Origin of the sequence: Rathayibacter sp. VKM Ac-2762 (assembly GCF_009866585.1) — a bacterium.
GTDB lineage: Bacteria > Actinomycetota > Actinomycetes > Actinomycetales > Microbacteriaceae > Rathayibacter.
In genome coordinates this window covers 3,134,600-3,156,187 of record NZ_CP047419.1, presented here as the reverse complement: position 1 = coordinate 3,156,187, position 21,588 = coordinate 3,134,600, and the positions used below count along the sequence as shown (strand labels likewise).

The window sequence follows — 21,588 nt, the reverse complement described above, 5'->3', positions numbered from 1 at the left end:
TATCCGCCCGCGCGGCGTGCTCCCGGCCGGCTGGGGACGGCGGAGCCGTCCCTCGCCTAGTGTGCGGAGTCCTGCTCGTCGATGTCCGCGATCTCGGCCTCGTCGGGCTTGAAGGTCAGCGAGAACATGGCGATCGCGACGAGCACGACGATGAAGGCGACGCCGAACGAGATGAGCGCGACGACCGGCTCGCGGGTCGAGAGCATGACGACCAGGCCGACGAAGGCCGCCATCACCGCGGAGAAGCCGATGAGCTCGAGCGGGCGCAGGCGGTCCTTGCGGGTCGGCTGGAACGTGCGGGGCGTGAACTCGCCGGGTTCGCGCGGCGGGGCGGAGTCGGCCGCCGAGGCGCGGTCGGCGGGAGAGGCGGGGTCGGGCTGCTGGCCTTCGGCGGTCATCGGTCTCCTCCGGAGGTCGGTGTCGTGGGGGCGACGGGATCGTGTCCGGTGGCTGCGTCGGCGCCGGCGGCCCATTTGAGCGAGAACGCCGCGATGGCGAGGAACACGGCGACCATCACGGCGTAGGCGCCGAGGAGGCCGACGGTGACGACGGGGTGGGGCGGGAGGAGTCCGAAGGCGGCGCCGAGGAGCATCGTGCCGACGCCGACGATCACGGAGTCGCGGGCGGCGAGGCCCTGACCGCGGCGGCCGCTCGAGAACTCGAGGAAGCCGGAGAGCAGCGCCCAGCCGGCCACGAGGGCGACGAAGGAGAGCAGGTTGGCGACCGGGAGCGCGACGAGCGCCGCGACTCCGGCGACCAGGGTGAGCACCGCGGAGCCGAGGGCGAGCGGGCGGGCCCGGCCGCTCCAGCTGCGGAGCCCGAGGGCGAGCGAGACGGCGCCGGTCGCGATCGCGAAGCCGCCGAAGACGGCGAGGCCGAAGGCGGGCCCGTGGTCGGGAGAGAAGGTGACGACGCAGCCGGCGACCGCCGCGATCACGGCGCGCGCGAGGGGCAGGGTCCACAGGCGGCGGTCGGAGTCGGCGGCGATGGCCACGGTCGAGCCTCTCTGGGATGGAGGGAGAAGGCGTCCGGGAGCGGACGGCTGGGCGCGCGACGGCACGGCGACGCGGACTCCACCGATTTTACGCTCCCGCGGCTCCGCCCAGGCCCGGAGCGGGGCCCGGGGCGCGATCCGGGGCGAAGTCGCAGGCGGCTCAGCCGAGCCAGACCTCCTCCACCCGCGGGAACACGGCGTCGGCGGAGAAGCGCTCACGGAAGCGCGCCCCGGCCTTCTCGACGACCTCGGCCCGGGCGTCCTCGTCGGTGATGAGCTCGGTCAGCGCGGCGGCGAGGCCCTCCACGTCTCCGGGCGCGACCACGCGGCCGCAGCCGTCGCCGAGGACCTCGGGGATGCCGCCGACCGCGGTCGAGACGACGGCCGCGTCGCGGGCGAGTGCCTCGAGGATGAAGATCGGCATCGCCTCGTCGCGCGAGGGCAGGACGGCGATGGACGCCTCGTCGAGCAGGGCGAGCAGGCGGGCGTTCTCGAGCGAGCCGAGGAACTCGATCCCCGGGACGCCGCGATCGACGACCTCCGGCTCGCGGATCGGACCGGCGACCAGCAGGCGCCAGCCCTCCTTGCCCTCGACCTGCGCCCACGCCTTCTGCAGCACGTCGACGCCCTTGCGGTGGCTGACGACGCCGCCGAAGACGACGGTGCGGGTCTTCTCGCGCGGGGTGCCCTGCTCGAGCGCGTTCGGCACGAGGTGCACACGCTCGGCGGGGACGTAGCGGCGGCAGATCGCCGAGGTCTCCTCCGAGAGCGAGATGATCTCGTCCGCGCTGCGCAGCACGTCCTTCACCAGGCGCGGGTGCGCGGCGGTGAAGGCGGCGAACTCGCTGCCGTGCAGGTGGGCGACCGTGCGCAGGCCCAGGCGGTGCGCGAGGCGGAGGAGGGACCCCTCGCGGAGGAACGAGCCGCGCTCCGAGAGGTGGACGACGATCACGGCGCCGGGCTCCCGGCGCGCGATCGCGACGATGCGGGCGGCGGCGCCGGCGGCCAGGCGGGCCGCGGCGACGTGCTCGCCCGGAGCGGTGCGGGAGGAGATCACCCGGACGTCCGAGCGCTCGAACGGCCAGCGCAGGTACCCGTTGACGACCTGCGTCATGCCTCCGGGAACCTCTCCGCTGCGGCCGACGTGGTACACCCGCGTCCTCGGGCCGGCAGTGGCTGCCGCGGCGGCCGGGCGGCTGCGGGGCGGCACGGCGAGCAGCGCCTGGATGTCGTCGCGGACGCCGCGGAGGCGTCCGCGGGCGACGAGCAGCTTCTCGAGCAGCTCGCTCCGGCGGGCGACCACGGCGGAGAACGTCTCGACGCCGGCGGCCGGGGTCGTCCGGGACATGTCGACCGTGACGTCGTGGATCCCGATGGTCTCGAAGTGGCGCGAGGCCTTCGTCGATCCGTCCATCTGCAGGCTCACCGGGGCGGCGCCCTCGGTGAACGCCATGATGATCACGTGCAGCCGGTCGCTCATCGCGACGCGGGCCGTGCGGTAGAGCTCGCGCAGCAGGATCTCGTGCTCGTCGTGGGTGTGCGCCGGATCCCAGTCGAGGATGTCCGCGTCGAGGTCGGCGGCGAGACGGCGGGAGCGCTCGGCGTCGACGGCGACCTGCGTGACCACGACGATGTCGAGGTCCTCGCGCTCGGCGAAGCCCTTGATCGCGGCCAGCCACTCCTGCTCGGGGTAGGGGCGGGCGTCCACCTCGTGGTCCTCGCGGAGGGACAGGACCAGCACGCGCCGCTCCTCGTCGGGCTGCGCGGCGAACGCGGTCAGCTCCGCGTCGCTCGAGCCCTCGCCGTAGCCGAGGTCGGGCATGGCGGCGCCGACGCGCATGTAGCCGGCGGTCTTGTCGTCGCGCCAGCGGGTGTAGCTCGAGAGCGCCATCGAGGGCCACATGATCGCGCGGGGCAGCGGGGCGAAGTTGCGGGTGCCCACGCCGGCGCGGATCACGCGGCCGCCGCCGAGGCGCACGAGGGCGATGCCCGGGAGCATCACGAGGTGCTCCTTCATCCCGATCAGGGTCAGCTGGATCTCTCCCGGCTTGAACACCGAGTTCGCCCGGCCGGCCAGGGCCTCGCGGGCGAGCGCCGCGTACCAGCGCAGGAGCGAGCGGTACACCGTGTCGTCCGGGCCCAGGCGCAGGCCGTCGTCGTAGCCCCACGGCGAGTGGCCCACGTAGACGTGGAGCGGACCCGACTCGCGGAGCCAGTCGAGGAGCTGGCGGCGCAGGATGATGTCGCCGATGTTCTCGTACTGGCCGCGGCCGACGGCGAAGATCGATCGGGCAGGTGTCACGGGCGGGCCTTTCGGAGGGGTTCGCGTGGGGGTGACCGGTGCGGAGCGGGGAGCGTCGCGGGTCTCCCCGGTCGATCCTCCTGCCGCGCTGCCGTCGTGGGCCGGGCCGGCCGGGCTCCGCAGGAGCGGGCTCGGGGCCGATGGCGCCCCGGGCAGACTAGCGCAGGCGGGCTCGTCGGCTCGAGGAGGAGTGCTCGCGTCAACAGCCGTTGGTGACCAGGAAGGCCTTGAGGAACGCGCCCGTCTGGTAGACGTACTGGTTCACCAGGTAGTCCAGGCCCATCGGCTCCCCCGAGGGCACCATCGAGAGCTCGCCGGAGTAGCAGCGCTCGATGATCATCTCGGCGCGCACGAGGTGGGAGGCGTTGGTGATCACGATGACGTGATCCCAGCCGTACTGCTCGGCCATGTCGCGCAGCTGCCGGGCCTCCCCCTGGGTCGTGAGCGGGTCGGCGGAGTAGCAGAGGACGTCGCCGCCGGGCTCGTTGCACTTCTTGTACTTCTTGGCCTCGTAGGGAGCGTTCATCTCGCCGGGGCCGACCGAGAGCACCATCGTGTCCGTCGCCCCGGAGGTGATGATCCGGCGGGCGAACTCGACGCGTGCCCTCGTGGACGGGCCGAGCACGAAGACCGCGTCCGCCTGCTCGGGGATCGGGTCGATCGGGGGCGTGACGTAGAGCGGGATCCCGGCGCCGAAGAGGGCGAGGATCACGAGGGGGACGAGCAGGAGCCGTCCGATCACGGTGCGAGCGCGGACCCGGTGGCGTCTCGGGCGCTCCCTGGACGGCGGGGTGGACGGGCGGTCGCCGGTCGCGGTCGTGGCCGTGTCCATCGCGTCCTCCCTCTCGTCGGGACCGCCGCTCGCCCGCGGCGGGTGATCCGCGACGCGGGTGCGACGGCGATCACCAGTGGAGAGCCCATCATCGCAGTGTTTCGGCGCGGGGTCGGCCCGGTGAACGCCCGGTCAATTCTCTCGCCCAGCGGCCCGGCCCGGGGCCGTGTCCAGAGTCGCCGGGTAGGGTCGCCGTTCCTCGACCGAGCAGAACTCCCCCTCGTCCATTCCGCGGACGGGCATTCCCGGAGTCTCCTCCCGATCCGACATCCGCCCTCCGATCCGTCGTCGACAGCGCGTGTGACCGTTCCGTGTACACGCATGCGCGGCGGTTCGCCAGTCCTTCAGCGGAATCGCTGATACAAGCCCGACCACCACGCCCGAATGGGGTACTACAACCTGAATCCGTCTCATCCAGCCATCAGTCGCAAGGCCCGTCTATAGCGTCGGGAGGACCAGCACCACCCCCTTGAGCAGCCCCCTCGAACCGCCCCCGACGCCCCCTCGAAGACCCGGAGCCGATCGTGAATCCTCAGACGACGCCAGACCCGACCCGCCCTCGCCGACGACGCGCACGCCTCTCCCTCACCACCGCTCTGATCGCCGCTCTCGGCATCCTGGTCGCCCCCCTCACGGCGCCCGCCGCCTCCGCGGCCACTCTCGACCCGGGCGCCGGGCAGAGCACGCGGATCCAGGAGACGAACTCCTCGCTGACCTACAGCGGCTCGTGGCGCACGATGACGGGCGGCGACAGCGGCGGCGGGATCAAGTTCCTCAACAGCACCGGCTCCGTCTCGTTCAGCTTCCGCGGCACCGGCTTCAGCTGGGTCAGCCGCACCACCGCCTCCGCCGGCATCGCCACCGTCACGGTCGACGGCGCGAGCACCTCGGTCGACCGGTACACGAAGACCACGGCGTACCAGGTCCCGGTGTTCACCAAGAAGGACCTCGCCGACACCGTCCACACGGTCAAGATCGCCTGGAGCGGCAAGGCCAACAGCTCCGCGAGCGACAAGAACCTCGTCATCGACGCGTTCGACATCACCCGCGCGACTCCCGCCACCGAGGAGCCGACCGACGAGACCGGCGGCGGCGAGGACGACGGCCCCGTGCTCGACCCCTCCGGAGCGACCAGCCTCCTCGTGCAGGAGACCGACCCCGCGCTGCAGTACACCGGCTCGTGGAGATCGATGGCCGGCGGCGACAGCGGAGGCGGGATGAAGTACCTGACCTCCGCCGGATCGGTGAAGTTCACCTTCGTCGGCACGTCGTGGCGCTGGATCAGCCGGAAGACCTCCTCCTCCGGCATCGCCGCGGTCTCGGTCGACGGCGGACCCGTCACCAAGGTCGACCGCTACAGCTCGACCGCGCAGTACCAGGTGCCGGTCTACGAGACGACCGACCTCGCCGAGGGCACGCACACCGTGACCATCTCCTACACGGGGACGAAGAACTCCAAGTCGACCGACAAGAACCTGATCATCGACGCGTTCGTCCTCGCCGAGGACGGCCTCGCGACCGACGCCGTGGAGCTCTCCCCCCTGACCGACGGCTACACCGTCGCCTGGGACGCGCCCTTCAGCTCGCGGGTCGTCTCGTACGACGTGCACCGCTCGAACGAGGACGGCTCCGGCGACACGGTCGTCGGCACCGTCGCCGACCCGGTGCGCCAGTACCGCGACGAGACCGCCGAGGCGGGACGCGCCTACACGTACACCGTCACGGCGACCGACGACGCTGGCCGCGACTCGCGGCTGAAGGAGTCGGCCACCACCTCGGCCGACATCCTCGCCTCCCGCGCCTCGCTGCTCGCGGCCTTCGACTGCCCCGCCGCCACCAAGACGGTGTCGACCTCGGCGCAGCTCGTCACGGCCCTGACCAACCCCTCCTCCGGCGACGTCATCCGCCTGGCCGACGGCGTCTACACCGGCAAGTTCGCCCTCCGCGGCACCGCCGCCCAGCCCGGCTCGATCTGGATCTGCGGCTCGCCCAACGCGGTCCTCACCTCCGGATCCACCTCGAGCGGCACCGCGCTCATCCTGAACACGGTGAGCGACGTGCACCTCGTGGGCTTCTCGGTCCGCAGCTCCTTCCAGGGCATCCAGGTGCTCGCCAGCAAGGGCGTCCAGATGGCCGGCCTGACGGTGAGCGAGATCGGCTACGAGGCGGTCCACTTCCGCAACCAGACCACCGACTCCCTGATCGTCGGCAGCACCATCCGCCGCACCGGCATCGTCTCCGCCAAGTACGGCGAGGGCGTCTACGTCGGCACCTCCGACCGCAACTGGTGCGAGTACAACAGCTGCAACCCTGACCGCACGGCCCGCATCGCGGTCGTGGACAACGCGATCAGCGACACCGGCGCCGAGCCGATCGAGGCCAAGGAGGGCACCCTCGACGGCGACATCATCGGGAACACGGTCCTCGGCGGATCTCGGCTCGCCTCGGACGTCGTCTCGCTGATCCTGGTCTCGGGCAACAGCTGGCTGGCCGCGGGCAACTCCGCCGCGGGCACCACCACCTACGGCTACCAGGTGATCACCCGCGCCGACGGCTCGGGCAACGACAACACCATCAGCGGCAACCTCGCGCTGAAGACCAGCAACGCGGTGGTCTACCTCCACCAGCCGTCCAACTGGTCCACCAGCGGCAACACGCTGAGCTGCTCCAACTCCGGGAAGGACCTGATCGGGAACGTGGCCTGCACGCCGTGACCTGATCCGCTCCCCGCGCGCAGAACCGCCGCCGTCGTCCCCTCGACGGCGGCGGTTCTGCGTGTGCCCGCCTCCCGCCGACCACGCGCGGACGGCCGGGGTCGCGCGCGATGACCGCGACCACCGAGGGCTCGCGAGGGCGCGGGCGGGCGCTCGGTGCCCGTGGGCCGCGGGAGGGGGCCGAGCGGACGGGGACGGGATCAGGGCCCGGCTGACGCGCCCGCACCACTCCAGCACGCAGAAGTGGGCGGAGTCGCGCGCGAGTACCGCGACTTCCGCGGACTCGACCGGTGAGCGGGCTCGCGGGAGCCGAAGCGGGGTCTGGTCCGGCCACGGTGGGCGCTGGAGAGACTGGAGGGCGGACGGGGCCGGCCAGGCCTCGCAGAACCCGCACGGGCCCGCCCCGGAGAGCCCGCGGGCCCAGCACGGGGACGCCGCCTCCTCTCGAATCCGCGGAAGTCGGCGTGCTCGCGCGCGACTACCGCGACTCGTGCGGACTCGCGGGGTGAGCGGGCTCGCGGGGGACGGAGAAGGGCCCGTCCGGCCGCGGTGGGCGCCGGAGAGACTGGGAGGGCGGACGGACCGGCCAGGCCTCGCAGAGCCCGCACGGGCCCGCCCCGGACAAGCGGCGCGGTCCCCGGACGCGGAAGAGCGCACCGCGGCCGGGGCCGGGGTGCGCTCTCCGCAGCGTGCGAGGACGCGATCAGACGATCGCGGGGGCCTTCTGCAGCTTATGGCGGGCCAGGACGACCGCGCCGACCACGGGGGTGCCGGCGGTCTCGATCCAGTGGACGTCGGCGGCGGCCTGGGGCGAGTCGACCTTGCCCTCGATCAGGACGAGGACGGCGCCGTCGGCCACGCCGCGGAAGGTCGGCGACTGCTCGGTCGCGCCGAGGGTGCCGGTGACGATCAGGACGATGTCGTAGACCTTCTCGAGCTCCTCGACCAGCGCGCGGAGGGCGTCGGTCGGCATCGGCGTGCCGGCCTGGGCGCCGCCCGCGGGGAGCAGGTCGACGCGGTCGGTCGAGCGCTTGATGATCGCGTCGTCGAGCGAGGCGGCTCCGGCGAGCACCTCGCGCAGGCCCGGGCGTCCGCCCGAGGCGGAAGCGAGAGCCGAGCCCTCGGCGGTGCCGTCCACGATCACGACGGACGAGCCGAGCACGGCCAGCGCCTTGGCGAGCAGCACCGCGCTGGCGGTGTGCGGGGTCTTCTCGGACGCCGGGGCGATCGCGAAGGAGGAGTACGAGCGGGTGCGCGCGATGGCGGAGAGCTCGAACGCGACGGCCGAGTAGCGGGCCGGGATCTCGGTCGAGTTCAGCATCTCGTCGAGCTTGGTGGCCTTGACCGGGACGATGCCCAGCAGCGGCCGGTCGATCGCGGAGCGGACGTCGTCGCCGCTGCGGAGGCGGCGGTCGAGGGCGGTCATCACGATCGCCACTCCAACGCCGACCACGGCGCCGCCGAGGATGCCGAGCGCGAGCAGGACGAGGATGCCACCGGTGACCGGCAGCTCCGGCGGGAGCGCCTGGCTGAGCACCTGGAGCTGGATCTGCGGGACGGCGACGCCGTTCGTGGTGGTCGCCGGATCGGCGCCCTTCACGGCCGCGTCGAGCTGGGCGGCGACCGCGTTGGCGATGACCGCGGCCTGCTCGGGCGAGGGGTCGGTGGCCGAGATCGTGATGACCACGGACTCCGGCTCGGCGAGGACGGTCACGCGCTTGGCGAAGTCCTCGATGGGCTCGTCGATGCCGAGGCCGTCGATGACGCCCTGCAGGACGGTGTCCGAGGTGCCGAGGGCGACGGAGGTGACCGTGGCCTGGGAGGCGGCGCTGTTGGCCGCGACCCGGTCCGCGGTCGAGAGGACTCCGGACGAGGAGACCGCGACGTACACGCGTGCGTCCGCCTTGTACTGCGGGAGGAGGACGGCGTTGAGTACCAGGGCCGCCACGGCGCCGAGCAGAGCGAAGGCGACGATGTAGACCCACCTCCGGCCGATGCCGGCGAACAGTCCGTTCAAGGTCATGGTGTGTGGTGTCCCTTTCGTCGACTGCACCGGAGTGCAGGGGGTCTGACTGTAGCGTCGTGATGTGTCGTCCGCGTTGCGCGGACCCGGCCGCGAGGTTTCGCGCGGGAGCGGTGGATCAGAGGTGGGCCTGCAGGAAGGCGAGGATCGCCTTCTTGTTGTTCGGGGTGTTGTTCTGGAGCCCGTGGTGGCCGGAGCCGTCCACGCCGACCTCGGACGCCACTCCGGCGTCCTGCAGGGCGACCTGCATCGCGTCGGCCTGCTCGACCGGGACGAGCTCGTCCTCGGAGGTCAGCCAGATCTGCGGGGCGTCCGTGGAGTCGACCGAGGTGATCGGCGACGCGGGGATGCTCTGCGGGCAGGTCGTCGAGTCGATCTCGTCGCAGTCCAGGTAGGAGAGGATCTGCTCCTTCGCCTCGGGCACCGGCGTGCCCAGCGACATCCCGGTCTCGGTCATGTCCGCGACCGCCGAGAAGGCGACGACCGTCTTGACCCGCGAGCCCTCGGTGAGGGAGCCCTCGCCGAGCGTGCCCATGGTCGCTCCGATGATCGCTCCGGCGGAGCTGCCCATCACGCCGATGCGGGCGGGGTCGAGGCCGAAGCGCGTGACCTGCGCGGGCTCGCGCAGCCACTCCACGGCGGCCTGCGCGTCCTCGATCTGGCCGGGGTACCGGCTGTCCTGGAGGAGGCGGTAGTCGACGGAGACCGAGACGAAGCCGCGCTCGGCGTAGTACTCGCAGAGCTCGGTCATCCCGCCCTCGTCGCGGGCGCCGTCGACGAACCCTCCGCCGTGCAGCATCAGCAGCGCGGGGCGGTCGGTGCCGCCCGCGGTGGGGAGGCAGGCGTCGGCCTTCAGCGAGACGCCGTCGACCGAGCGGTACTCGATCGCCTTCTCCGTCGTGAAGCCGTCGGGCGTGCGGACGGGCTCGGGCTGCGAGGAGCAGCCGGCCAGCCCGAGGGCGACGGCCACGACGGCCGCCAGGACTCCGGCTCTGCGTGCTCGTGTCGTCTTCACTCGTGGGACTCCGCTCTCTTCTTCTCGTGACTGGGGGAGGTGCCGGGCTCATCGGCCGGGACCGCGGCGGGATCGGAGACGACTCCGGGGCCGCGCGCAGGGACGGGCACGGGCTTGCGCCGCTTGCCGGGGCCGCCGAGGGCGGCCGGGGGGACGTAGATCCACTTGACCTTCGAGAGGTAGCGGGTCACGAAGAGCGAGAGGACGACCGCGAGCACCATCACGACCAGCAGCAGCGGCACCTCGAAGCCGCCGATCTCGGAGCGGTCCTCGGGGAGGATCACCCGCAGGATCGTGATGGCGATCACGATGAAGTAGAGGTGCAGCAGGTAGATGTGCAGGCTGCGCTCGCCGCAGATCGTGAAGAAGTTCAGGAATCGCACTCGTGAGAGGGCCCGCGACACGAGGATGCCCATCGCGACGGCGGCCATCTGGCCGGCGAGGGCGAGGAACGGCACCCAGCGGATCGGGAAGAGGAAGAGCACCGCGCTCAGCACGACGAAGACCGGAGTGACGTAGAGGAACGCGCGGCTCCCCTTCTGCTCGACGAAGTCGATGATCCTCTTCGAGTAGAGCGTGCCCACCAGGAAGAAGACGAACAGGGCGCCGATGCGGTTCCAGCCCACGTTGGTCGTGTTGAGGAGACCGGTGGTGAACATCGTCCCCATCACCGCGGCGAGGGCGACCTGCACGCGGTGGTCGACCTTGCGCAGGAGCCACGCGCCGAGCGTGAAGAGGACGAGGCCGTAGATGAACCAGTAGCTGCTGCTGGGCCAGAAGAACAGCAGGAGCAGGTTGAGCGGGTCGGTCGCGGGGAGCTCGCCGAGTCCGCCGTTCGCGAGCGGCACGACCAGGTAGAAGGCCATGCGGATCACGGACCAGACCACGTAGAGCCAGAGCAGCGGGTACAGCCTGCGGCGCCAGAGGTCGCCGAAGCTCCAGGTGCGGATGCGCGAGCCGAAGAGACCGGACACCAGGAAGAAGAGGGGCATCGGGAACAGCTCGAACACGACCTTGATGCGGCCGAGAGTGTTCTCGACCCCGATGTCGCCGAGGTACAACGACGTGTGGTAGTACACGACCATCAGGATGGCGGCACCCTTGGCGAAATCCACCCATTCGCGTCGGGCCCCGCCCGCAGGCTTCAGCAGCTTCATTCTCTCCCCCTTGTGCCCGGTCGTACCGCTCGTGAATTCCATCCGAGGTGAACAAGGCTCAGAGAAGGACGCAGGCTCGGTCGCAGAATGCGACCGAGGATCAAGACTAAGGGTGTATCGTCCGCGCCGCACATTCGACGGAATAGTGACGAGGACTCGATTGCCGGGAAGCGCACTCCGGCCTCTCCGCGCACCGGGGAGACGACGGTCACCGGCGTCCGTTCCCGGCGCTCATCGCCGCTCGGTAGAGCGCGGGCGCCGCGGCGGCGAGCCCGAAGAGGACGGAGCGCTTGAGGTCGCGCCGGCGCACGAGCGCGACCAGGTGCCGGAGTCCCGCCTCGTCGTGCGCGGCCCGCCAGAGCCGGTCCGCCTCCTCGGGACTGTGCGCGCCCGAGGTGGCGTCCTTGAAGCGGGAGAGCAGGGAGAAGCGCGCGCGGTAGTAGGAGTAGTCCTGCGAGTCGAGGATGCGCGGGTCGAGCCCGCGGGCCGTCCGCTCGATCACGGCGGCGAGCCCGGCGAGCGAGTCGGCGCGCTTCGCGCCCGAGCGGATGATCGAGCCGGAGCGGAGGCGGTACTCGTAGACGGAGTCGGGGACGACGACGACCTCGTCGGCCGCGGCGAGCAGCTGCGCGACCTGCGCCTGGTCCGAGTGCTGGCGGATCCGCGTGAACTCGATGCCGTCGAACAGCTCGCGGCGGAACAGCTTGTTCCAGAGGTGCCCGGTCAGCTCCCCGACCAGGAGCGCGGTGAAGGCGCCCCGGCCCGAGAGCGCGAGCGGGCCGCGCAGGGAGCCGACGGGCGTGGATCCGGTGGCGTCGACCGTGACCGCCTGGGCGACCACCACGTCGGCGCGGCCCGCCTCCCCCGCCGAGAGCATGGCCTCGACCGCGGTCTCCGGCCACTCGTCGTCGGCGTCGACCAGCCAGACCCACTCGCCGGCGGCCTCGCCGACGGCGCGCTCGCGAGCGGCGGCGACGCCCTGGTTCTCGTCCTGGCGCAGGTAGCGGATCCGCTCGTGCTCCTCGGCGAACGCGCGGCCGATCGCCTCGGTCCCGTCGGTCGAGGCGTCGTCGACCACGAGGATCTCGAGCTCGGCGTGGGTCTGCCGCAGCAGGCGCTCCAGGGCGGAGGCGAGGTGCGCCTCCTCCTGGTGCGCCGGGACCACCACCGAGACGAGGGTCACTTCTGCCCCACGACCCGGCGGAGCACCGTCTCGAGGTCGCGGCCGCTGGACTCCAGCGAGAAGCGGTCGAGCCAGCGGTCGATGCCGGTGATCTCGAGCTCGCTCGCGCGGATCAGCGCGTCGGCGAGGTCGGAGGCGGAGGGGGTGAGCGCGAGCTCGCCGGTCAGGCCGGGGACGATCGCGTCCGCGACTCCGAGCGCCCCGGACACGGCGACCGAGGGGACGCCGGCGGCGGCCGCCTCGACCAGCACGTTGCCGAAGCCCTCGCGCAGCGACGGGAGCAGCACGACGGCGTTCTCGTCGAAGTGGTGGAACCAGTCCTCGACCCAGCCCATGTCCTGGAAGTCCACGCCGCGCGCGGTCGCCTCCGCCTTCATGCTGCCGAGCAGCGGGCCGCCGCCGAAGGAGACGACCTTCGCGGGGATGCCGCGGCGCTCCAGCTCCTCGGCCGCGAGGATCGCGAGCTCGGGGCGCTTCTGGACGACGAGGCGGCAGGGCAGCACGATCTGCAGGCCCGCCGCGGTGCCGGGGGTGCGCGAGACCTGGCGGGAGCGGTCGACCTTGGCGGTCGCCGGGTTCGGCACGACGGTGCAGCGCTCGCCCGAGACGCCGAAGCCGGCGACGAGCTCGCCCGCGACGGGATGCGAGATCGCGATGACGTGGTCGGCGCGGCGGTAGAGCGTCTTGGCGAGCCCGAGCTGCACCTTCTGGGTCCTCGAGAAGCCCGGGATGCCGAGCGAGACGAGGTTGCGCTCGCTCACGATGGTCTTCGGGCGGTCCGCCTTCGCGGTCATCTCGGCCGAGGCCAGGAGCACGATGTTCGGGTAGCCCTGCAGGGCGACCGCGACGTCGGGGGTGCGGCGGCGGAACAGCTCCTTGAGCATCCGCGCCTTGCCGACGTGGCCCTTGCCCTCGCCGATGCGGTGCAGCACCGCGCCCTCGGGGAGGTACTCGTCGGTGCCCTTCACCGAGGTGGTGACGACGTCGACGTGGTGGCCCTGCTCGAGGAGCCAGCCCATCCAGGTGCGGGCGACGAACTCGGCCCCGCCGCCGTGCAGCGACGTGACGACGAACATGATCCGCATGCGCGGTCCCTTCTCCTGCGCCGCGCTCATCGCACGACCTCCGCGCCGAGGCCGCGGGTGTTGAGCGCCGAGAGGCGGCGCACCTCGGGCATGGCCGCGTCGATGGTGGCGCGCACGCCGCCGTCGCCCGGTTCCGCGAGGATGCGGTCGATCACCGGGAGGACGCGGTCGGCGAAGCCGGGGACCGGCTCGACGCACAGCTGCGGCAGGCCGATGAGGCGCATGATGCCCTCGACCTTGCCCTGGGTGGCGAGGGTGATCGCGGGGACGCCGAGCGAGAGCGACATGATCGCGAGGTGCATGCGGCCGGTGACGGTCAGCAGGGCGTCCTCGGCGAGGCCGCGGATCTCGGCGGGCATGAGCACGCGGTCGACGACGGTGACGCCCTCGGATCCCACGCGCTCGGCGACCGCGCGGACGGCCACCTTGTCGTCGCCGATGGGGCGGGAGACGTGCGGGAGGAGCACGACGTGCACGCCGGCGGCGCGGAGGCGGTCGACGATGCGCTCGTACTCCGGCACCTGGTCGACCATGCCGGCGACGAGGGCGCTCGCGTTCACGAGCGCGAAGGGGACGCCCTCGGGCAGCCCCAGCCCCTCGCGGAAGCTGCGGTCGCGGGTGCGCGCCGAGAAGACGATGTCCGTGACCTCCTCGACGCGCTGCACGCCGATGCTCCGGGCGCGCTCCGCCGAGAGCGGGTCGCGGAGCATCGGGACGACGCCGGCGCGGGAGGCGGCGATCAGGGAGCGGCGGGCGGCGAGGCGGGCCGCCGCGTTCCAGGAGAAGCCGAGGATGCGCGTGGGCACCCCTGCCTCGGCGGCCGCCTGCGCGAGCAGGGAGCGGCGGACCGAGCCGCGGAGGCTGTACTTGCCGTCCATCATGTCGGCACCGACGACCGAGACCGAGCGGGCGCGGCGGATCAGCGCGGCGTAGGCGCGGAGGTCGGCGGCGTGCGCGTCGCCCACTCCGTAGACCAGGTGCGGGAGCTCGACGACCTCGACCCGGTCGGCCTGCTCCTCGGGGATCACGACGTCGCCGGCGTAGCGCTGGACGACCACGACAGGACCGGTGGTGTTCTCGAGGAACGCCTCCAGCATCGCCTGGTCGCCGATGTTGCCGCTGCCGGGAGCGGCGATCACGAGGTGCGACTCGGGCTCGGGTCGGAGGTCCGCGAGGGCGGCGCGGAGCACCGCCGCGTCGCGGCGGGCGGGCAGGCGGGTCGTCGTGACGAAGTCCTTCTTCCAGGACTTGACGACGCCGAGCTTGAGTTTCATCGATCTCTTTCGGTGGGGGGAACGGCGGCGGGAGGCCGCTCGGAGTCGGGGGTGCCGGCCGTGACGGCTCCGTCGACCAGCGCGCTGTCACCGGTGGGGCTGGTGGCGTCGACCGTGGCCGGGGCGGGAGCGGCGGCCGGGCGGCTGCGGCGGAAGTGGCGGCGCAGGTCGGCGAGGCCGAGGATCTGGCGGCGGAACGCGGGGAGGATCAGCATCCAGAGCCCGACTCCGACCAGGACGGCGGCACCGCCCACGAGGAGGCGGAGGACGGGCTGGTCGGCGGCGATCCAGACGGTGGAGAAGGAGGAGCCGACCGTGATCGAGCCGAACGCGATGCCGCTGCGGAGGCCGTTGGTGAACATCTCGCGGGCGGGGGCGTCGGAGGTGCGGCCGATCCAGATCAGCGCGATCGGCCAGGTGAGGGCGAGCGAGCCGGCGTACGCGACCGCGACGCCCGTCACTCCCCAGTTGGAGCCGAGCAGGATCAGGACGACCATCAGCGGGCGGGTCGCCAGGCTGTACCAGACGCTCTGGCGCACGAGGCCCTTGGAGAGGAACACCCACCAGGAGCAGTAGGCCGTGGCCTGGAAGAACCCGGCCACGAGCAGGATCTGGAAGATCGGGACCGAGGCGAGCCAGCGCTCCCCCAGCAGGATCCGGATGACCGAGTCGGACTGGGAGCCGAGGACGGCGAGCACGAGGCCCATCACCGTCAGCATCGCCGACTGGCCGAAGAGGATGAACGTGCGGAACCGCTCGCGCTCGTCCTGCAGCTTGGAGAGCACGGGCAGGGCGACGCGCTGCGCCGGGGCGTTCAGCTGCTGCAGCGGCAGCATCATCAGCTGGAACGCGCGGTTGTAGAGGCCCAGGTCGACCGGGCCGAAGCGCGCGCCGATGATGACGGAGTCGACGTTCTTGCTCGCGTAGGTCAGCGCCTGGGTCGCGAAGACGCCGCCTCCGTAGCGGAGGAAGTGGCCCATCGCCTCGCCGCGGCGGTAGCGGCCGGGACGCCAGCCCGTGATGAAGACCAGCATCAGCACGCCGATGAGCGGCTGCACGACCTGGCTCGCGGCCAGCGCCCAGTAGCCGGCGCCGCCGAGCGCCATCAGCACGCCGACCACGAGGCCCAGCACCTGGCCGACGATGTCGACCAGGGTGAGCTTCACGAAGCGGAGGTGCCGGGCGAGGTCGGCGCGGAACTGCGTCGAGATCCCGTTGAGGAGGAACGTCGAGGAGAGCACGACGGTCAGCAGCTGGAGCCGGTCGTCGCCGTAGAGGGCGGCGATCGGCCACGAGGCCGCGATGACCAGCAGGGTGAGGGTGAGGCCGATGCCCGCGTTCATCCAGAACAGGTTGCTCTTCTGGCCCGGCGTGATCTCCTTCGCCTGGATGGCGGCGGAGGAGAGGCCGAAGTCGCGGAAGATCTCGCCGATGCCGATGATCGCCGTGACCATCGCGAGCAGGCCGTAGTCGGCCGGCGCGAGCAGGCGCGCGAGGACGACGATGCTGCCCAGCTGGACGGCGATGCGGATCGCCTGCCCGCCGATCGTGACGGCGGCGCCGCGGCTCGCGGAGCGGCCGAGGCTCGGAGACGGCTTCTGCGTGGTCCCGGTCATCGGGTCGAGCCCTTCTTGGTGGCGATCGCGCCCTCGTAGGCCTTCTTGAGCTGGAGTCCGAGCACGTCCCAGTCGCGACCGGAGAGAGCGGGGAGCCCCTCCGGCGGACGGGTGCGCGTGCGCTCGAGGGCGGAGGTGATCAGCTCGGGCGTGAGATCGCCGTCGTACTCGATCACCCAGTCGCTGCCGACCTCCTCGGCCAGGGCCGTGTTGGTGGGCGTGCGCGGCACCAGGATCGGCCGGCCGAGCGAGAGGGCGACCAGGATCGAGCCGGAGTTGTGCATCTCGCGGTAGGGCAGGACGATCAGCTCGGCCCGGCCGATCTCGTCGACCATCTCGGCGTCGTCGACCCGGCGGAGCGTGGTGCGCACCCGGGTGTCGCGGGCGGCCCGCTCCTCGACCAGCTCGCGCTGGCCCGTGCTGGGGCTGCCGACCACGTGCAGGGAGAGGGAGTCGTTCTCCACGCCGCGGAACACGTCCATCAGCTCGACGACGCCCTTGTACGGGCGGATGATGCCGAAGTAGAGGACGCGGCCGTGCTCGCGCTCGGGCAGCGGGTGCTGGGCGAACTGGTCGCGGTAGTGGCCGTGCAGCACGGTGACGGCGGGCGCCCGGCCGGGAGTGACGGTCGTGGGGTTCAGGCGGACGAACAGGTCGGTCGCGCGGTCGATCCGGGCCAGCGAGCGGCGCTCGGCGGCGGGACCGAGCTCGTGCGGGTGCAGGTTGTGCACCGTGCGCACGAGCGGGATGCGCTGGAGCGCGAGGCGCACCAGCAGCACGTCGAGGGCGCGGCGGCGGAGGAAGCGGTGCAGCGGGCTGCGGCCGCGGATCATCAGCTCGGGCCAGTGCACGTGCAGCACGTCGTAGTCGGCGAGCAGGGCGCTGCGCCAGGAGAAGAACAGCAGCTCGACGCCGGGGGCGAGGCCGTCGACGATCGAGTCGACGTACTGCGTGGTCGAGTCCGGGGGCGCGAGCGACTGCTGGACGACGAGCGCGGCCGGCGACGAGTCGTTCCTGCGCGAGCGGCGGCTCACCGCTCGCCCCGCATCCCGACGGCCATCGGCGCGTCGAAGATCCGCGCCCCGAGGGGCTGGCGCATCCGGATGCCCTTCGAGAAGTCGGGGACGTGCACCGGGTTCAGGCAGATGATGACGAGGAAGCCCAGGAGCAGGTGGCTGGGGCGGACCGCGTCGATGGCGTTGTAGCCGGCGAGGCAGACCATGAAGCCGAGCAGGCCGGCCGCGGGGCCGACGTCGCGACGGCTGAGCGTGGCGCCGAACATCGCGGCCACCATGATCACGAAGAACAGCAGGCCGGGGATGCCGACGCTGATCAGCAGCTGCAGGAACGAGTTCTCGATGACCACGTCCGAGAACCGCCTGCCGCTGATGCCGGACGTCGCCGCTCCGGAGCCGAGCCAGTGCGTGAGCTCGGCCGCCTTCAGCGACACGGTCACCGCGAGGTCGCGGGCGCCGGCCGAGATGGAGGCGTCGAGGTTGTTGTTGCGGGCGGTGACGGGCTCGAAGTTCAGGACTCCGACGCCCGCGATGAGGCCGGCGATCAGGATCGAGCCGGGCCGGAGCAGCGAGCGGTCCGGGTTGAGGAAGCCGACGGCGACGAGCGCGACGACGACCGCGACGGCGATGGCCGCCATCGGTCCGCGCGAGACGGTCGCGACGACACCGCCCGAGGCCAGGATGCCCAGCAGCAGGTCCGACTTGCGGGAGCCCTGGAGCCAGGAGCCGAAGGCGAGTCCGGCGCCCACGGTGAGGAAGGTGCCGGCGAGCAGCGGGTGTCCGAAGGTGATCTCGGCGCGGTAGAGCGACCAGTGCTGGTCCTGCTCGTAGCCGAGGGCGCCGTAGACGGCACCGAGGATCGGGGAGCTCTGCGCGACCAGCTCGAGGGCGGCGTAGAGGGCGAGCAGCCCGGAGAGGATCACCCACGTCTTGCGCAGCAGCACGGCCTCGCGCTGGGCGTCGAAGACGAGCATCGGCACGCCCACGCAGATCGCGAAGCTGAACAGCCACGAGACGCCCTCGCTCGCGAAGGAGCCGCGCACCGTCGCGACGGCCGACCAGAGCATGAGGGCGATGAACGCGAGGATCACCACGGCCCGCCACGGGGAGAGCACGAGCTCGCGGGTCCACGCCTTGACGGGGGCGCGCCACAGCTCGGGAGCGAGCCCGCGCCGGATCGCCCAGATCACGAGGATGACCGCCCAGAGCGTCATGCGGAACGTCAGGGTCGAGGGGGTGAGCGGCGTCGGGACGAGCGCGAAGAACGCGAGCGCCATCGCCGGCAGCCAGTGCGCGGGGACCCTCAGCAGCACGTAGGCGCCGACGATGCCGCCGACTCCGGCGGCGATCACCAGGAGGCCGGTGGCCGGCTCCCGGGTCGAGAAGATGTACCCCATCCCGAGGACGATCACCAGGGCGACCGAGAAGAGCGCGCCGACGAGGAGTCGTCGCGGGAGGATGTCGATCACGTCAGGGAGTCCTTCTGGCGTCGGAGCGGAGTGGTGGAGGAGGGGGCGGGCGGTGCGGCGCTCACGGGAGTGGTCCCGTCGGCCTCGATGAGGATCGCGATGCCCTCGCGAGCCGCCTCTCGGCGGCTGGGACGCCTGCGATGCCGTGCCCTCCTCCTCCACTGCTCGACCCTGGCGCCGACCCCCGGGGAGGAGGGGTCGCGTCGGTCCTGCCGCGGATCAGGCGGGGCCCTCCTGGAGCCAGCGGCGGAAGGTCTCGACCGAGTCCTTGTTGGTGGTGGTCGGGACGATGTGGCCGCCCTGGTAGCCGTCGCTGCTGTGGTACGCGATCGTCGCCTCCTTGGCGACGGGCAGCGCCAGGCGGCGGAGACGTCCGCCGTGGAGCTCGGCGGGAGCGAGCTGGTCGGCCGTGCCGGCGCTGACGCGCAGGCGGATGCCCTTCCACGCGTCCTGCGGCAGCCGGGCGGGGTTGGTCGCGCGCATCAGCGCCCGGTCTCCGCCGTACACCGCGAGGACGCGGTTCGGCTGGGTGTCGTCGCGCGCCGCGAGGTCCTCGACGTCGAAGACGCTGCTGGCGTGGTACGCCCCGTAGATGTTCGGCACCATCTTCTTCGCGTAGGCCCAGCACATCATCGCTCCGCCACCGGAGTTCGAACGGAGGAAGCTCGCGCGGACGTTCCAGAGGCTCTGCACCCAGGCCGTGGCCGCCGTCTGCACGGCGAGCGCGGTGGGGTTGGTGTAGTTGCTCGGGCCGCCGAAGTCGGGGCTGATGCTGACGAAGCCCAGGTCGACGAGCGGATCCGCCGAGTAGCTGTACGCGTTGTCGAGAGCTTTGTAGCTGCTGCCGCTGGCGTGGTAGAACCAGGCGACCGGCACCGAGGAGCCTGAATTCGGCTTCGCCGAGTGCGGGACGAAGAGACGGGTGGAGTCGTTGCCGATCTTGACGTCGATGATCTCGTACGGCTTCCTGCCGTTCCTCGAGATCGCGGTGTCGAGGCGCGAGACCTCGCCCGGGAGCCTCGGGATCACGCTGTAGTTCGGCGCGGCGAGCGCCGGGGTCGCTACGAGAGCGGAGGCGGTCGCGGCGGCTCCGACAGCGGAGGCGGCGAGCAGGAGGCGGCGCGAGAGGCCGCGCGGGGTGTCAGTCATATCGAGAATCCTTCGGAGCTTTCGCCATCAGTGTCGAGTCGGCCGACCATTCCGAATTCGACGCACATGAAGTGACGTCCGGCCCCCCAACCCATTCGAGAGTGTACGGGCCGCGGATGACGCGTGGATGTCGTTCTCATCACGTCTGGTCGCTCGGGCGGGGATCAGCGGGAGGAGGGGAAGAGACGGCGGGAGAGGCCCGAGGACTTCTCGGCCGTCTCATGCACCACGAAGGGCACGGCGGAATCGGCGGAGACGACCCGCCTCGCCGCGGCGAGTTCGAGCGTCTCGCGGGAGAGGCCCTCGATGTCGACGGTGACCGCGAGGCCGGAGTCGGCCAGGCGCGTGGCGATCTGCACCTGGTGGTCGTCGACGTGCTCGCCGAACGAGGCGCGGCGCGGGACCAGGATCGGCACCCGGCCCTGCTCGATGGCGCTGAGCGCGGTGCCCACTCCCCCGTGCGCGATGACGACGTCGGCCGCCTTCATCGCGGCGTTGAGCTCGTCGTGCGGCACGGAGTGGCGGCCGTCGATCCCGAGCCCGGAGACGTCGTTCGCTCCGGTCTGCCAGAGCACCTCCACGCCCTCGAGCAGCGGCGCGAGCGCGGCGAAGAAGCGGGGGAACGGGTAGCCGTCCTGCGTGCCGACCGAGACCACGGCGCGGCGGATCGGCTGCGGGACGACGTCCTCGACGCGGTAGGTGTCGAAGATCGAGCCGCCGAAGCTCCAGCGGTCGTCGGCCCAGGAGCGGTACTGGGTGTAGGTCGAGACGGCGGGGACCCGGGCGAGGATCCGACCGGTCATCGACGGGCCGAGCACGCGGGCGGCGCTCTCGATGTAGTGCGCGGGGATGCCGCGCGAGGCCGCGAGCGGCAGGAAGGAGAGGGCGGGGCTGGCGCCGGTGCTGAAGACGGCGTCGAAGGACCCGCGGGCCAGCAGGGAGCGGCCGATCATCGCGTTGCGGAGCACCGGCACCACGGCGCGGGGCGGCGGATCGGCGAGGTGGGTCACGCGCCGGTCGGCGAGGAGGGTTCGGCTGAGGGCGCTGTCGACGGTCGCCCAGTGCTGCTCCTCCGGGTCGACTCCGAGGAGCCCCGAGAGGGCGAACATCTCCTTGAGATGCCCGCCGCCGGAGCAGACGAAGAGATACGAAGCCATACGCGCCTTCACTGGTGATGATCGAGATAACAGGCGTGTGGATGATCGATCGTCCGCCGAGAACGACCCCCCGGTCCCTGGTGCAGAAGTCGCCCGATCATAGCAGGGAGGGTCTCCGAGGGGCACTTCTCTGAGAGAACTGTTCACCTCGCCGGAAAGCGATAGGGGCTCATTCGACAGGCGATATCCGCTCACTTCTCCGGAGGGTGGAGAGCGATATCCGCTCGATTCGAGGATGGCCGGGAACGTCGCTCGGCACCCCGATAGCGGACCGGCCGATTCCCGTCGATCACCTGCACCGCACGGGCGGCGCGCGTAGCGTCGGACCACCGGCGCAGAGGCCGGTCGACCCAGGAGGAGCGCCATGAGCGACAACGAGCAGAACAGCCCCGTGATGGACGGAGCCGAGGACGCCAGCAACGACGAGAAGCTCGGCGGCCTGATCGACCAGGTCGAGCACGACCACGGAGCCGAGGGCGCCGGCGCGATGGCCGACGCGCTCCGCGACCGCGCCGACGAGACCGACACCGAGATCGCCGAGGAGTCGGACGCGTCCGGCCCGGTCGAGGACAGCGGCACCGCCCAGGTCTGAGCGACGGGGC

Annotated in this window: 17 protein-coding genes; 2 read left to right on the top strand and 15 right to left on the bottom strand. The window is 71.9% G+C overall.

What is annotated here, in order from left to right; translation table 11 throughout:
* Positions 1–56: 56 nt before the first annotated feature.
* The 4 genes from GTU71_RS16515 to GTU71_RS14770 form a co-directional block, all read right to left on the bottom strand.
* Positions 57–398 carry a hypothetical protein gene (locus tag GTU71_RS16515; protein WP_244230577.1) on the bottom strand — a complete coding sequence of 114 codons (342 nt, stop codon included), beginning with the start codon at positions 396–398 and terminating at the stop codon, positions 57–59.
* Positions 395–994 carry a DUF308 domain-containing protein gene (locus tag GTU71_RS14780; protein WP_104225185.1) on the bottom strand — a complete coding sequence of 200 codons (600 nt, stop codon included), beginning with the start codon at positions 992–994 and terminating at the stop codon, positions 395–397. Before GTU71_RS14780 ends, GTU71_RS16515 begins: the two co-directional genes overlap by 4 nt.
* A 160-nt stretch (positions 995–1,154) precedes the next feature.
* A complete protein-coding gene (locus GTU71_RS14775; protein ID WP_159940781.1) occupies positions 1,155–3,296 on the bottom strand; it encodes a glycosyltransferase family 4 protein in 2,142 nt (713 codons plus the stop codon).
* A 199-nt stretch (positions 3,297–3,495) separates the two neighbouring features.
* A complete protein-coding gene (locus GTU71_RS14770) occupies positions 3,496–4,038 on the bottom strand; it encodes a YdcF family protein (protein ID WP_159940779.1) in 543 nt (180 codons plus the stop codon).
* A 614-nt stretch (positions 4,039–4,652) separates the two neighbouring features.
* Here GTU71_RS14770 and GTU71_RS14765 point away from each other — a divergent pair.
* A complete protein-coding gene (locus GTU71_RS14765; RefSeq protein ID WP_159940777.1) occupies positions 4,653–6,842 on the top strand; it encodes a hypothetical protein in 2,190 nt (729 codons plus the stop codon).
* A gap of 703 nt (positions 6,843–7,545) precedes the next feature.
* Here GTU71_RS14765 and GTU71_RS14760 read toward each other — a convergent pair.
* The 11 genes from GTU71_RS14760 to GTU71_RS14710 all read right to left on the bottom strand — a co-directional run bounded on the left by GTU71_RS14760 (position 7,546) and on the right by GTU71_RS14710 (position 20,986).
* Complete coding sequence (locus GTU71_RS14760) at positions 7,546–8,865, bottom strand: Wzz/FepE/Etk N-terminal domain-containing protein (RefSeq protein WP_104226623.1); 1,320 nt, start codon at positions 8,863–8,865, stop codon at positions 7,546–7,548.
* 118 nt (positions 8,866–8,983) lie between these two features.
* Positions 8,984–9,880 (bottom strand): alpha/beta hydrolase, encoded by an 897-nt coding sequence (locus GTU71_RS14755; protein WP_104247646.1) that lies wholly within the window; start codon positions 9,878–9,880, stop codon positions 8,984–8,986.
* A complete protein-coding gene (locus GTU71_RS14750; RefSeq protein ID WP_159940775.1) occupies positions 9,877–11,037 on the bottom strand; it encodes an acyltransferase family protein in 1,161 nt (386 codons plus the stop codon). Before GTU71_RS14750 ends, GTU71_RS14755 begins: the two co-directional genes overlap by 4 nt.
* Before the next feature lie 208 nt (positions 11,038–11,245).
* The gene (locus tag GTU71_RS14745; RefSeq protein WP_104297679.1) at positions 11,246–12,220 is read right to left on the bottom strand and encodes a glycosyltransferase family 2 protein; all 975 of its coding nucleotides are present in this window, start codon (positions 12,218–12,220) and stop codon (positions 11,246–11,248) included.
* A complete protein-coding gene (locus GTU71_RS14740) occupies positions 12,217–13,335 on the bottom strand; it encodes a glycosyltransferase (protein ID WP_104222481.1) in 1,119 nt (372 codons plus the stop codon). Before GTU71_RS14740 ends, GTU71_RS14745 begins: the two co-directional genes overlap by 4 nt.
* Positions 13,332–14,579 carry a polysaccharide pyruvyl transferase family protein gene (locus tag GTU71_RS14735; RefSeq protein ID WP_104233543.1) on the bottom strand — a complete coding sequence of 416 codons (1,248 nt, stop codon included), beginning with the start codon at positions 14,577–14,579 and terminating at the stop codon, positions 13,332–13,334. Before GTU71_RS14735 ends, GTU71_RS14740 begins: the two co-directional genes overlap by 4 nt.
* A complete protein-coding gene (locus tag GTU71_RS16565) occupies positions 14,576–16,195 on the bottom strand; it encodes a lipopolysaccharide biosynthesis protein (RefSeq protein ID WP_104237959.1) in 1,620 nt (539 codons plus the stop codon). Before GTU71_RS16565 ends, GTU71_RS14735 begins: the two co-directional genes overlap by 4 nt.
* Entirely contained in the window at positions 16,192–17,229 is a 1,038-nt protein-coding gene (locus GTU71_RS14725) for a glycosyltransferase (RefSeq protein ID WP_159940773.1), read from the bottom strand. Before GTU71_RS14725 ends, GTU71_RS16565 begins: the two co-directional genes overlap by 4 nt.
* A complete protein-coding gene (locus GTU71_RS14720) occupies positions 17,226–18,680 on the bottom strand; it encodes a hypothetical protein (protein WP_104283050.1) in 1,455 nt (484 codons plus the stop codon). The genes GTU71_RS14725 and GTU71_RS14720 overlap by 4 nt, the downstream gene beginning before the upstream one ends.
* Before the next feature lie 219 nt (positions 18,681–18,899).
* On the bottom strand, positions 18,900–19,829 hold the full coding sequence (locus tag GTU71_RS14715; RefSeq protein WP_104329468.1) for a hypothetical protein: 930 nt from the start codon (positions 19,827–19,829) through the stop codon (positions 18,900–18,902).
* A 164-nt stretch (positions 19,830–19,993) separates the two neighbouring features.
* Positions 19,994–20,986, bottom strand: coding sequence for a glycosyltransferase (locus GTU71_RS14710; RefSeq protein WP_104260670.1), 993 nt, complete (start codon positions 20,984–20,986; stop codon positions 19,994–19,996).
* A gap of 364 nt (positions 20,987–21,350) precedes the next feature.
* On the opposite strand from GTU71_RS14710, the gene GTU71_RS14705 reads away from it, so the two are divergent.
* Positions 21,351–21,578 carry a hypothetical protein gene (locus GTU71_RS14705; protein WP_104226612.1) on the top strand — a complete coding sequence of 76 codons (228 nt, stop codon included), beginning with the start codon at positions 21,351–21,353 and terminating at the stop codon, positions 21,576–21,578.
* The last annotated feature ends 10 nt before the right edge of the window (positions 21,579–21,588 follow it).

Bases quoted from the DNA above. Each gene is read 5' to 3' on its own strand.
- GTU71_RS16565 (WP_104237959.1), bottom strand. From the start codon at position 16,195: ATGACCGGGACCACGCAGAAGCCGTCTCCGAGCCTCGGCCGCTCCGCG.
- GTU71_RS16515 (WP_244230577.1), bottom strand. From the start codon at position 398: ATGACCGCCGAAGGCCAGCAGCCCGACCCCGCCTCTCCCGCCGACCGC.
- GTU71_RS14760 (WP_104226623.1), bottom strand. From the start codon at position 8,865: ATGACCTTGAACGGACTGTTCGCCGGCATCGGCCGGAGGTGGGTCTAC.
- GTU71_RS14710 (WP_104260670.1), bottom strand. From the start codon at position 20,986: ATGGCTTCGTATCTCTTCGTCTGCTCCGGCGGCGGGCATCTCAAGGAG.
- GTU71_RS14735 (WP_104233543.1), bottom strand. From the start codon at position 14,579: ATGAAACTCAAGCTCGGCGTCGTCAAGTCCTGGAAGAAGGACTTCGTC.
- GTU71_RS14750 (WP_159940775.1), bottom strand. From the start codon at position 11,037: ATGAAGCTGCTGAAGCCTGCGGGCGGGGCCCGACGCGAATGGGTGGAT.
- GTU71_RS14740 (WP_104222481.1), bottom strand. From the start codon at position 13,335: ATGAGCGCGGCGCAGGAGAAGGGACCGCGCATGCGGATCATGTTCGTC.
- GTU71_RS14705 (WP_104226612.1), top strand. From the start codon at position 21,351: ATGAGCGACAACGAGCAGAACAGCCCCGTGATGGACGGAGCCGAGGAC.
- GTU71_RS14715 (WP_104329468.1), bottom strand. From the start codon at position 19,829: ATGACTGACACCCCGCGCGGCCTCTCGCGCCGCCTCCTGCTCGCCGCC.